Consider the following 11,867-nt stretch of genomic DNA (forward strand, 5'->3'; position numbering starts at 1 on the left):
CTTCACTATTCTTTGCGGCCTCGCGCCGGCGTGTCAACGGGAGCCTGTCACTGGAGCGCAGTCACCTTGGCGCATCGCCCTTGCGGTAGTCGGCTGTCAGCTCGTCCAGTTTCAGTTTGAGTGCGGGGTCGAGCTTGTACTCGGCCGCAGCCAGCGTGGCGTCGAGCTGCTCGGGCCGACTGGCGCCGAGCAACGGCGCGGTGATGAGCGGATTGGCCATCACCCATGCCACCGCCAGTGTCGCCAACGGCACGCCGGCTTCGTCGGCCAGCGCATGCAACTGCGCGATCGTCGCAAAGCTGCGGTCGTTCCAGTAGCGGTCCTGGTACATCGCGCCAGCCGTGCCGAGCGTGAAGCGCGTTTGGTCTTCGGGCTTCGAGTCCGGTTTGTACTTGCCCGTCAGCATGCCGCCAGCCAGTGGGTTGTACGGAATGACGCCGATGCCGTCTTCGTCCGCCAGCGGCAGCAACTCGCGCTCGATCTCGCGAAACAGCAGGCTGTAGCGCGGCTGCACCGACACCAGCTTGGTGAGCTTGTGCAGCTCGGTCCGGCCGATGGCACGCGCCAGCCGATAAGCAAGGAAGTTCGACACGCCGATGTAGCGCGCACGGCCGGACCGCACGATGGTGTCGAGCGCTTCGAGGCTTTCGTCGAGCGGCGTGTGCGGGTCGTTGTGATGGAGCTGGTACAGGTCGACGTGGTCGGTCTGCAGGCGCTTGAGCGACAGGTCGATCGCGTCCAGCAGGTGCTTGCGCGAGTTGCCCTGGTCCCACGGATTGGGTCCGACCTTGTTCGCCGCCTTGGTCGCAAGGATGAACTCGCTGCGCCGGCTTTTGCCCTTGGCGTTCAGCCAGCGGCCGATGATCTCTTCGGTGCGGCCTGCCGTCTCGACCGTGCCGCCGAGCGGGTACACGTCGGCCGTATCGAGAAAGTTGATGCCACCTTCGGTCGCCTTGTCGAGGATGCGAAACGACGTCGCTTCGTCGGTCTGCAGGCCGAAGGTCATGGTGCCGAGCGCGAGTCGCGACACGGTGAGGCCGGTGCGGCCGAGTCGGGTGGTGGGGATGCTCATGTGGTCATGATAGACACGGCGGGTGAAACGCGCTGACGGCAGCGAGGTGAGTGAACTACCTCGAAGACTTTTCGAGATTCAAGAACGGGATCGGCGCTCCGGCGTAGATGCTCGTGGGCAACGCCCCGTTCCACTTGCGCGCCTTTTCCAACTCGACCTCGATTCGACGAAGTTCGAGCACGTCCTTGTTTTGCGCCAGTGCCGCGTTCTGGATCTTCAGCGAGTCCGCCTGTGCCGTCGCGATCTTGAGCTGTGCATAGGCTTCGCCGTCTGCTGTTTTCCTCGCGGCGTCAGCCTCGGCCTCGGCCACCGCGACCTTCTGCTTTTGTTCGGACTCCACCGTCTTGAGCTTGTTGTCCGCCGCCTGCCGCAATTGTTCCTGCGTGACCTTCTCGTTGATCGCCGCCATGTACGACGGGCTGAAACTGAAGTTGCGCATGTCGATGCTGATGATCTGCGCGCCGAACACTTTCATTTTGTCGCGCAGCAGGGCGCTGATGTCGTTGCTGACGCTGGAACGCTTCGCGATCAGATCGGTTGCCGTGTAGCGCGCGGTGACGGCCTTGAACACTTCGGCCGTCGCAGTCTGCACATAGCTCGCCAAGTTACCGTCATGGCTGTACTTTTCGTACACCTCTGTGACGCGGTCCAGGCTGATCGAATAGCGCACGGTCAGGCTGACATTGACCGGTTGCGTATCCAGCGTGCTGCCTTCGGCCTTTTCGACGTCGGCCTGCTCGGCTCGAATGTTGAAGTCCACCTTCTTTTCCCATGGCCAGAGCAGCACGTACCCTTCTTCCTTCAGGCTCTTGATGGCGCCGCCGACCGTGATGACGCCACGGTAACCGGTTGGCACGCTCGTAAGTGGCCAGAAGGCGACCAGCATGACCAATGCGATGACTGCGAAGACCGAGTTGCGGATATGGCTCCGCTGGATGCCCGTGGTGTCGATATTCATGGCTGAAATTCCTCCTGAGTCTTTTGTTTGAGTGACCAGCGAAGGTACCCAAGACTTTTCACTTCAGTCGCTGCCGAAGCCGAGGTTCCGCGAATTTGTGCCGCATTTCGCTACGGAACCAAAAGCGGCCAGTCACCGCGGGCCACCATCGAAGCAGCGGAATCAGCGTGTCATCTGGCGGGCCAGCGCCATCCGCGTATCGGCCCGCGCACTGGTGATCGACCACGCGAACACCCCCATGCCCGCGAATGCGAGCAAGACGCCGACCCAGCCGGTCGAGGTCCAGCCCAGGCCGGCGCTGATGGCCGCGCCGCCAAGCCACGCGCCGAGGGCGTTGGCCATGTTGAAAGCCGAGTGGTTGAGCGCAGCCGCCAGCGTCTGCGCGTCACCCGCCACGTCCATCAACCGGATCTGCAAGGCCGGTGCGATGGCGACGATGGTGCCCAGCAGGAAAACGTTGATGGCCGCGGTGACGACGTGGTGCGCCGCAAAAGAGAACAGCGCCAGCACCAGCGCCGACCACACCAAGAGACCGCCGATGGTGCGCAGCAACGACTTGTCAGCAAGCCGCGCGCCCACCAGGTTGCCGGCCACCATGCCCAGGCCGAACAACGCCAGCACGAAGGGCACGCCGGCCAGCGGCAACCCCGCCACTTCGATCAACGTCGGCTTGATGTAGCTGAACACCGAGAACATGCCGCCGAAGCCGATGGCACCGATGCCGAGCGTGAACCACACTTGCTTGCGCTTGAGTGCGCCGAGTTCGCGCCACGGGCTCGCACCGGCTTTAGGTGCGATGTCGGGGATGTCGCGGTTCAGCAGCACGATGGCGATCAAAGCGATCACGCCGACGAAGACGAAGGCAGCGCGCCAGCCGAAGACCTGCCCGAGCCACGCCGCAATCGGCACGCCGATCAGCGTGGCACCCGTCAGCCCGAGCATCACGAGACCGACTGCACGCGCGCGTCGATCGGGCGGTGCAAGTGCGGCGGCCACCAGCGCCGCGACGCCGAAGTAGGTTCCGTGCGGCAGGCCTGTAGCGAAGCGCAACAGGTTGAGCGAGAGATAACCCGGCGCGAGCGCGCTGGCGAAGTTGCCGGCTGCGAACACCGCCATCAGCGCGATGAGAAGCGCCCGGCGATGCCAGCCCGCAGCCATCACTGCCAATACCGGCGCACCGATGACGACGCCCAACGCATAGGCGCTGATGACGTGTCCGGCTTGCGGAATGCTGACCCCGATGTCGGCTGCCACTTCAGGCAACAAACCCATGATGACGAATTCACCCGTGCCGATGGCGAAGCCGCCCACGCCGAGCGCAAGCATGGCGCGGCCGAAGTTGACGTTGGACGGTGCAGTGGTTGCCGCTTCGGCCAGTGCAGCAGAAGAGGGTGCGATGGGAGGGTTCAAAACCGGATCCTTGAAAGGCCCGGCGACCCGCGGGCAAAAACAGATTTTAGGGTAAACCCCTAAATCGCTTTCCAAGCCCGAGACACCCCCTAGATCGCAACCAGCTGGCGAACGCCCTGCGCTTCCATGTCCTTGCCCAGACCGCGCGCGATGACTTCGCCGCGCTCCATCACGAGGTAGTCGTCGGCCAGCTCCTGCGCGAAGTCGTAGTACTGCTCGCACAGCACGATCGCCATGTCGCCGCGGTCGGCGAGCATGCGAATGACACGACCGATGTCCTTGATGATCGATGGCTGGATGCCCTCGGTCGGCTCGTCGAGGATGAGCAGCTTCGGTCCCGGTGCGAGTGCCCGCGCGATGGCGAGTTGCTGCTGCTGACCACCGGAAAGATCGCCGCCACGCCGATGCAGCATCTGCTTGAGGACGGGGAAAAGCTCGTACAGCTCAGGCGGAATCGGCGTGCTGCCGCTCCTGTAGGCCAGCCCCATGCGCAGGTTTTCTTCGACGGTCAGCCGCGCAAAAATCTCGCGGCCTTGCGGCACGAAGCCCATGCCCGAACGCGCGCGCTCGTAAGGTGTCTTCTTCTGGATCGCCTGTCCGTCGAACTCGATGCTGCCGCTCTTGATCGGCACCAGGCCAATCAACGACTTGAGCAAGGTCGTCTTGCCGACGCCGTTGCGGCCGAGCAGTACGGTGACCTTGCCGAGCGTGGCCGTGAAGCTCACGTCGCGCAGGATGTGCGAACCGCCGTAGTACTGGTGAATGTTCTTGACCGTGAGCATGGTTGTTCTTTCTTCAGCGGCCAAGATAAACCTCGATGACCCGCTCATCCGCCTGCACCTCGTCCAGCGTTCCCTGCGCCAGTACAGAGCCATCGCACAGCACAGTGACGATCTCGGAGATCGTACGGATGAAGCTCATGTCGTGCTCCACCACCATCAAGGAGTGCTTGCCCTTAAGCGTCAGAAAAAGCTCTGCGGTGCGCGCCGTTTCTTCATCCGTCATGCCAGCGACAGGCTCGTCGAGCAGCAGCAGCTTCGGGTCCTGCATCAACAGCATGCCGATCTCGAGCCACTGCTTTTGTCCGTGGCTCAGGTTGCCCGCCATGCGCGACACGCTGTCCGACAAGTGAATCGTCTCCAGGATTTCAGCAAGCCGATCGCTCTGCGTCGAGTCGAGTTTGAAGAACATCGAGCGCCGTACGCCCTTGTCGGTCTTCAACGCAAGCTCGAGGTTCTCGAACACGGTGAGATGCTCGAATACCGTCGGCTTCTGGAACTTGCGACCGATGCCGAGCTGTGCGATGTCGGCTTCCTTGTGACGCAGGAGGTCGATGGTGCTGCCAAAGAACACCGTGCCCGAATCGGGGCGCGTCTTGCCGGTGATGATGTCCATCATCGTGGTCTTGCCGGCGCCGTTGGGGCCGATGATGCAGCGCAGCTCGCCGGGCGCGATGTCCAGGCTCAGCTTGTTGATCGCCTTGAAGCCGTCGAAGCTCACGCTGACGTCTTCGAGGTACAGGATGCGGCCGTGGGTGACGTCGACTTCGCCCGGCGTACCGATGCGGCCGTAGCCCGCCTCGCGGCCACCTGACTCGGTCGTCGAGCCGTGGTCGATGCCGTGCAGCTTGGCGACGCGTTGCGCGCCTTCTTCCATCAAGTCGGGTGTCATGCGCCTGCTCCTCCGGTTTCAGCCGCGAGCGAGCGTTGCGCTTCGAGCCTTGCAGCGGGCGGCGCGTTGTCGCGCTTCCACAATTTCTTGACCAACCCGACGATGCCGTCCGGCAAGAAGAGCGTCACTGCAATGAAGATAGCGCCGAGGAAGTACAGCCAGTACTCCGGGTACGCGACCGTCAGCCAGCTCTTTGCGCCGTTGACGATGAAGGCGCCGATGATCGGCCCGATGAGCGTCGCGCGGCCGCCCACTGCGGCCCAGATGGCGATCTCGATCGAGTTGGCCGTGCTCATTTCACCGGGGTTGATGATGCCGACCTGCGGCACGTACAACGCGCCCGCCACGCCGCACATGATGGCCGAGATGACCCAGATGGTGAGCTTGTAGGGCAGTGGGTTGTAGCCCGAGAACATCACGCGCGTTTCGGCATCGCGAATGGCCTGCAGCACACGGCCGAACTTGCTTCCGATGAGCCACTTCGAGAACAAAAAGAACAGCAGCAACGTGATGCCGGTGAGCGCGAAGATCGTCATGCGCATCTCTTGCGTGGCAAGCGGAATACCCAGGATGCGCTTGAAGTCGGTGAAGCCGTTGTTGCCGCCGAAGCCCGTCTCGTTGCGAAAGAAGAGCAGCAGTGCCGCGAAGGTCAGCGCCTGCGTAATGATCGAAAAGTACACGCCCTTGATGCGCGAACGGAAGGCGAAGAAGCCGAACACCAGCGCGATCAGACCAGGCACCAGCACGATGAGGATCAGCGTCGCGATAAAGCTGCCGCTGAAGGTCCAGTGCCACGGCAGTTCCTTCCAGTCGAGGAACACCATGAAGTCCGGCAGGTCGCTCTTGTAGTTGCCGTCGCGGCCGATCTGGCGCATCAGGTACATGCCCATCATGTAGCCGCCGAGCGCAAAGAACAGCCCGTGCCCGAGCGACAGGATGCCGGTGTATCCCCAGACCAAATCCATCGCCAGCGCGCAGATCGCGTAGCACATGATCTTGCCGACCAGTGCCACCGCGTAATCGCTCATGTGCAGCGGGCTGCCGTCCGGCACGACGATGTTGAGCACCGGTGCCACCGCGCAAATAACGATCAGCGCGATGAAGAAAATCGTCCAGCCTTTGCCGCTCATCAGCGGGCCCTTGGCGGGGAGTTTGACTTTGCTGATATTGGTCATGCTTCTGCACTCCGGCCCTTGATCGCGAAGATGCCCTGGGGCCGCTTCTGGATGAAGATGATGAGGAAGACGAGCACGCATATCTTTGCGAGCACCGCGCCGGCCCAGCCTTCGATGAACTTGTTCAGGATGCCGAGGCCGAGCGCCGCGTACACCGTGCCGGCCAGTTGCCCGACGCCACCCATCACGACCACCATGAAGGAGTCGACGATGTAGCTTTGGCCGAGGTCAGGACCGACGTTGCCGATCTGACTGAGCGCACAGCCCGCCAGTCCTGCGATGCCCGAACCGAGCGCGAACGCGTAGGTGTCGATCCGCGCCGTGTTGACGCCCATGCACGAGGCGATCGGTCGGTTCTGCGTAACGCCGCGCACGAACAAACCGAGTCGTGTCTTGCCGATGAGCCAGCCCATCGCCAGCAACACCAGTACCGCGAAGACGATGATGCAGATGCGGTTCCAGGGCAGCGCGACGTTGCCGAGCATGGTGAAGCCACCGCTCATCCATGAGGGGTTTTCGACGCCGACGTTCTGTGCGCCGAACAGCGTGCGCACCAGCTGCTGCAGCATCAGGCTGATGCCCCAGGTGGCGAGCAATGTTTCGAGCGGTCGGCCGTAGAGGAAGCGAATGACGCCGCGTTCGAGGATGGCGCCGACCAGCGCCGACGCCAGAAACGAAACCGGGATCGCAGCGACCAGATAGCCGCCGAACCACGACTCCGGCAGGTAGCGCTGAAACAGCCCCTGCATCATGTAGGTGGCGTAGGCGCCGATCATCATCAGCTCGCCGTGGGCCATGTTGATGACGCCCATCAGGCCGTAGGTGATGGCAAGGCCGAGTGCGGCCAGCAACAGCACCGAGCCGAGGCTGATGCCGCTGAACACTGCGTTGATGCGGTCGCCCCACACCAGCGCGCCGTCGATGCTGGCAATGGCTTTTTGCAGCGCCGCCTTGACGGTCGGGTCGCTCTCGTCGGTCAGGCGTTCGTTCAGCAGCAGCTTGGTGTCGGGGTTCTTGCTTTCGGACAACGCGGCCGCAGCGGCGATGCGCTTGGCGGCATCGGCGCTGTTGAGCAGCGAGGCCGCGCGCACCAGTTCGAGCTTGGCCTTGATGGCGGTGTTGGTCTCGCCGGCCAGCACCTTCTCGACCATCGGAATACGCGACTCGTCCGGATCTTTGAGCAGCGCGTTGGCGGCTTCGAGGCGCACCGCCTCGTCCTTGCTGCTCATCAGGGTGAGCATCGATTTCGCAGCGTCGAGGGCGCCGCGCATCAGGTTGTTGTTGACCACGTCTTCGGCCGTGTCGGGCACCTTGAGCTCGGCACCGGTGACCGGGTCGTAGCCCTTTACGTCTCCGTTCTGGTCCTTCATCACGAAGACCTTGTCTTCGGTGACCCTGACGGCATCGTCGGTCAGCGCCTGGATGAAGGCAATCGTCTTGTCGTCGGCAGTGGCGACGGCCTTGTTGAGCGCGGCAACGCGGTCTTCGGTCTCGCCGGTGGCGATGGCCTTGGCTTCGTCTGCGGTCAATGCATGCGCATGTGCGGACACCAGAAGCAGCGCGGCGAAAGCGGCATGCAAGATTCGGCGCGGGGCTGTATTCACATCATCCTCAAATAAAACAGGGCCCGATCCCCCAAGAAAAGATCGAGCCCAAAACAGGTCACTTGAACGAGGCGAGCGAAAGTTAAGAGGATTTCCCTGCTGGTTGGTCAGGCTTTTTGTCGTTGCCTTCGATGAACGGGCTCCAGGGCTGCGCCTTGACTGGCGCCGGCGTTTTCCACACCACACCGAACTGGCCGTCGGCCTTGATTTCACCGATGAACACCGGCTTGTGCAGGTGATGGTTCTTCGGGTCCATTTCGACGGTGAAGCCGTCCGGTGCCTTGAAGGTCTGGCCGGCCATGGCGGCAATGACCTTGTCGGTGTCGGTCGACTTGGCCTTCTCGACGGCCTGCTTCCACATGTTGATGCCGACGTAGGTGGCTTCCATCGGATCGTTGGTCAAAGGCTTGTCCATCTGACCCGGCAGCTTCTTCGCCTTGGCGTAGTCGCTCCACGTCTTGATCCAGGCGGTGTTGGTCGGGTTCTTGACCGACATAAAGTAGTTCCATGCAGCAAGGTGGCCGACGAGTGGCTTGGTGTCCACGCCGCGCAGCTCTTCTTCGCCTACCGAGAAGGCGACGACCGGCACGTCCTTGGCCTTCAGGCCGGCGTTGCCGAGTTCCTTATAGAACGGCACGTTGGAGTCACCGTTGATCGTCGAGATCACGGCCGTCTTGCCGCCTTGAGAGAACTTCTTGATGTCGGCAACGATGGTTTGATAGTCGCTGTGGCCGAACGGCGTGTACTTCTCGTCGATGTCCGAGTCCTTCACACCCTTGCTCTTCAGGAAGGCGCGCAGGATCTTGTTGGTGGTGCGCGGGTAGACGTAGTCGGTGCCCAGCAGCACGAAGCGCTTGGCGCCGCCGCCGGCCTTGCTCATCAAATACTCGACAGCGGGAATGGCTTGCTGGTTAGGCGCTGCACCCGTGTAGAACACGTTCTTGGAGAGCTCTTCGCCCTCGTATTGCACGGGGTAGAACAAGAGGCCGTTCTGCTCTTCGATCACCGGCAACACTGACTTGCGCGACACCGAGGTCCAGCAGCCGAAGATCACGGCGACCTTGTCCTGACCCAGCAGCTGCTTGGTCTTTTCAGCGAACAGCGGCCAGTTGGAAGCCGGGTCGACGATCACGGGCTCGAGCTGCTTGCCCATCACGCCGCCCTTTTTGTTGATCTCTTCGATCGTCATCAGCGCCATGTCCTTCAGCGCCGTTTCGGAGATCGCCATCGTGCCCGAAAGGGAGTGCAGGATGCCGACCTTGATGGTGTCGGCTGCGAAAGCAGGGGCCACGCCCAGTGCCGCGAAAGCGACGCTGGCGGTAAGTGCCTTGAGTGTGAAACGACGTTGCATGTGCATCCTTCTCCGGTTGTATTGAACTTGTCGCCAGCACCTTCGCTGTCGATGGACGGAGTGTGCTGACGAGGTCGTCTCCTACAAATACGCCGGGTGGCGTACGAGATCAGGCGCGGGCGAACTGCCGCGCCGCAAAGGCCCACGCCATCCGCGTCGCATCCGGACCCGCCGGGTCGCTGAAGGCCAGGCGCGCAGCGCCACCGCTCCACGCGTGACCCAGGCCGGCGATCTCGCACAACGTGACGCTGGTCTTGCCGCGCAGCTTGAAGTCGGTCACGCGCATCGGATGCCGCCGCCCGCGCTGCAGTCGGCGTGACGCGGCAGGCACTGCACCGGTGGCTGCGGCCCACACCGCAGCGGCGCTGCCGGCATTGCTCGAAGACACGACGACATCGCGGTCGCCGTGCAGGATGAGCAAGGGCGGGAGCGTCGTCATCGCGGCGGCGGCGCCCATTGCCTTGCCGACCGCCGTGACCGGCATGGGAGGTACGTGCCGCCCGCGCATCGCGCCCAGTGCCGTTGCGGACGACCGCGCCGCACCGGGCGCCACGCCGGAGTGCATGACCACCGCCTGAAAGCGCGCGGGATAGTGCGTGGCCAGCAGCGCCGCCATGCCGGCACCGGCAGAGAGCCCAGCGACCGCGACGCGCGCGCGGTCGGCCGCATACAGCACGCAGACCTGATCGACCGCCGCCATCAGCGTTGCGGCTTCGGCGGCCGACTTGCCCGAGCGGGTCTCGTACCAGTTCCAGCAGCCTTGCGGATGGTGGAGCCTGTCTTGCTCGGGGTAGAGCACGAGAAAGCGATGGCGGGTGGCCAGCGCATTCATGCGAGTAATGGCAGCGAAGTCGCGTCCGGTCTGGCCGCAGCCATGCAGCATGACCATCAGTGGGAGCTTCTCGCCCGGTGCGAGGTCGAGGTCCGATGGGCGAAACAGGTGATAGCGCCGCGCGCCGCCGGGGCCGAGCGCCATGCCGGCGAGCCAGTCGCCCTTGCCGGGTGGCGGCTTCAGTTGCTTGACTGCCGCGCGCTGCACTTCGCTGACCGCACGCTTGCCGGTCTTGATCGTGGCCTTCGTCCCTGCTTTGAGCGCGGCTTTGGTGAGCGCGCGCAGGTTGCGCTGATAGGCGCGCGTGAATGAAGACGTAAGCGAAGACGTCAGGGAGCTGATGGAGCTGCGGCGGGCCATGGCGCAGTGTGCACGGCTCAGATGACGCTGTCAGCCGCCAGACGTTCCCGGCATGCAACGCGGGATCGCATCGCCGCGCAGCCAGGCCAGGACGCCTTCGGCCAAGTCCGCATAAAACCGTTCGAAAACCGGCTGCGAAACGAAGCCGAGGTGCGGCGACAACAGCGCGTTGGGCAACGCGCGCAACGGATGGTCGGCATCCAGCGGCTCACGCGCGTACACGTCGAGTGCGGCAACGCCCGGTCGCCCGGCCTGCAAGGCGGCGACCAGCGCGGATTCGTCGGCCAGCCCCGCGCGCGAGGTGTTGACGAAGATCGCATCGGGCCGCATCTGCGCGAAGCGCACCGCATCGAACAACTGTCGCGTCGCGTCGGTCATCACCAGATGCAGGCTCACGACCTTCGACGTTTGCACGAGCTCGTCGAGCGGCACGGCACGCACGCCCTGTTCGGCCGCGCGTTCGGGCGTCATGCGCGGGCTCCAGGTCACCACGTCCATGCCGAAAGCCTTGGCAACGCGCGCGACGCGACCGCCGATCTCGCCGAGGCCGACCAGGCCCAGTCGTTCGCCGTGCAGCACCTGGCCCAATACGCCGCCATCGCGCCATTGCCCGCCTTGCAAGGCCTGCACGGCTTGCGGCAGCCGCTTGATGGCCGCCAAGATGAGCGCCCACGTCAGTTCGCAGGTGCTCTCCTTGGACGGACCCCATTCGGTAAAGCCCACCGGCACGCCGCGTCGCTGCAGCGCAGCCAGGTCGATCGCGTTGTTGCGCGTGCCGGTGAAGGCCAGGTACTTGAGCTTGGGCATGGCGTCGAGCAGCGCCGCATCGACGGGCGTGCGGTCGCGCATCAGCAGCAGGCAATCAGCGTCTTGCACGGCTTCGCGCAGCGCATCGCCGCGCAACGGCGCATGGCAAATGCGCAGTTCGGCCAACGCCTCGATCGCGCTCCAGTCGGCCAGCCGTCGGGCGGCGTGTTCGCAATCGTCGAGCAGCACGATGAGGGGGCGGTTCGGCATCAAGTCTCTGGTTCTCTATCGGTCTTGGGTGGCGGCGGTGTCGACCACGAGCGCGCCAATCAGCTCGCGTATGCGCTGGTCGACGTAGTAGCCGCCGTATTCGGTGTAGCGAAGCAATGGTCGCCCGCAACAAACGCACTGCCAGACCTCGCAGCGGTTGTAGGGAAAGTGGCCGAGCGCGATCGGTGCATCGGCCGCGTCGTAGCGGGTGCCTTGCGGATGGTGTTCTTCGAGCGTCGGCTCGTCGTACGGATCGCGATCGTTGGTCCGTCCCACGAGCCGCAGCAAAGACGCGTCGAAGGTGGCGGGCAGGCTTTCCCAACCGGGGCAGTGCAGCGCACCGCAAGCACACACCGCATGGGGCGGCGTGTACTGCAGAGCGATCGCAACGATCTGTACGGCAGTGAGCGCCGGCAT

Annotated in this window: 11 protein-coding genes; all 11 read right to left on the minus strand. The window is 63.7% G+C overall.

What is annotated here, in order from left to right:
* Positions 1-61: 61 nt before the first annotated feature.
* On the minus strand, positions 62-1,072 hold the full coding sequence (locus QN397_RS07420) for an aldo/keto reductase (RefSeq protein ID WP_323495428.1): 1,011 nt from the start codon (positions 1,070-1,072) through the stop codon (positions 62-64).
* 55 nt (positions 1,073-1,127) lie between these two features.
* Complete coding sequence (locus QN397_RS07425) at positions 1,128-2,030, minus strand: prohibitin family protein (RefSeq protein WP_323495429.1); 903 nt, start codon at positions 2,028-2,030, stop codon at positions 1,128-1,130.
* Between the two features lie 162 nt (positions 2,031-2,192).
* The gene (locus QN397_RS07430) at positions 2,193-3,407 is read right to left on the minus strand and encodes an MFS transporter (protein ID WP_323495556.1); all 1,215 of its coding nucleotides are present in this window, start codon (positions 3,405-3,407) and stop codon (positions 2,193-2,195) included.
* A 122-nt stretch (positions 3,408-3,529) separates the two neighbouring features.
* Positions 3,530-4,222 carry an urea ABC transporter ATP-binding subunit UrtE gene (urtE, locus tag QN397_RS07435; protein ID WP_323500550.1) on the minus strand — a complete coding sequence of 231 codons (693 nt, stop codon included), beginning with the start codon at positions 4,220-4,222 and terminating at the stop codon, positions 3,530-3,532.
* Between the two features lie 13 nt (positions 4,223-4,235).
* Positions 4,236-5,111, minus strand: a complete 876-nt coding sequence (gene urtD, locus QN397_RS07440; protein WP_323495431.1) for an urea ABC transporter ATP-binding protein UrtD — start codon at positions 5,109-5,111, stop codon at positions 4,236-4,238.
* Entirely contained in the window at positions 5,108-6,286 is a 1,179-nt protein-coding gene (gene urtC / locus QN397_RS07445; RefSeq protein ID WP_323495432.1) for an urea ABC transporter permease subunit UrtC, read from the minus strand. Before urtC ends, urtD begins: the two co-directional genes overlap by 4 nt.
* On the minus strand, positions 6,283-7,845 hold the full coding sequence (gene urtB / locus QN397_RS07450; protein WP_323495557.1) for an urea ABC transporter permease subunit UrtB: 1,563 nt from the start codon (positions 7,843-7,845) through the stop codon (positions 6,283-6,285). The genes urtC and urtB overlap by 4 nt, the downstream gene beginning before the upstream one ends.
* A gap of 127 nt (positions 7,846-7,972) precedes the next feature.
* Entirely contained in the window at positions 7,973-9,241 is a 1,269-nt protein-coding gene (gene urtA / locus QN397_RS07455) for an urea ABC transporter substrate-binding protein (RefSeq protein ID WP_323495433.1), read from the minus strand.
* Between the two features lie 109 nt (positions 9,242-9,350).
* On the minus strand, positions 9,351-10,433 hold the full coding sequence (locus QN397_RS07460) for a PHB depolymerase family esterase (RefSeq protein WP_323495434.1): 1,083 nt from the start codon (positions 10,431-10,433) through the stop codon (positions 9,351-9,353).
* Between the two features lie 30 nt (positions 10,434-10,463).
* Positions 10,464-11,450: a D-2-hydroxyacid dehydrogenase family protein gene (locus QN397_RS07465; protein ID WP_323495435.1), complete on the minus strand. Its 987-nt coding sequence runs from the start codon at positions 11,448-11,450 to the stop codon at positions 10,464-10,466.
* A gap of 15 nt (positions 11,451-11,465) precedes the next feature.
* The gene (locus tag QN397_RS07470) at positions 11,466-11,867 is read right to left on the minus strand and encodes a hypothetical protein (RefSeq protein ID WP_323495436.1); all 402 of its coding nucleotides are present in this window, start codon (positions 11,865-11,867) and stop codon (positions 11,466-11,468) included.

This window comes from Variovorax sp. RTB1 (assembly GCF_035018765.1).
In the GTDB taxonomy this organism is placed as follows: domain Bacteria; phylum Pseudomonadota; class Gammaproteobacteria; order Burkholderiales; family Burkholderiaceae_C; genus Variovorax.